The organism is Lysinibacillus sp. GbtcB16, assembly GCF_019091145.1.
In the GTDB taxonomy this organism is placed as follows: Bacteria; Bacillota; Bacilli; order Bacillales_A; family Planococcaceae; genus Lysinibacillus; species Lysinibacillus fusiformis.
The window spans coordinates 1-249 of sequence record NZ_JAGXJV010000697.1 but is presented as its reverse complement, the minus strand read 5'-3'; the positions used below and the strand labels follow the sequence as shown (position 1 = coordinate 249).

General features: G+C 54.2%; 1 protein-coding gene. It reads right to left on the bottom strand.

Annotated elements, in window-relative coordinates:
- Positions 1 to 249: SufD family Fe-S cluster assembly protein (locus KVT27_RS25635; protein ID WP_217582279.1), on the bottom strand; the 249-nt coding region annotated here is incomplete at both ends.

The window sequence follows — 249 nt, the reverse complement described above, 5'->3', positions numbered from 1 at the left end:
ATGAACCGACGCGTAGTTTACACGGGAGCCCGGCTTCGCGAATACTTCAACAACGCCGTTCTGAACGAGTTCAGCACCCGATACGGAGGATACGAAATTGTCTACATAGGAAACGGAGCTGAACGGCTCAGCAACGATGAGCACGTGAGGAGCGAACGTTGCTTCGGCATCATCCGTCAAGAACAAGGCTTGAAGCGGAACCTCGACGCGAACATCCTTCGGCACGTAGATGAACACACCGCCGTTCCA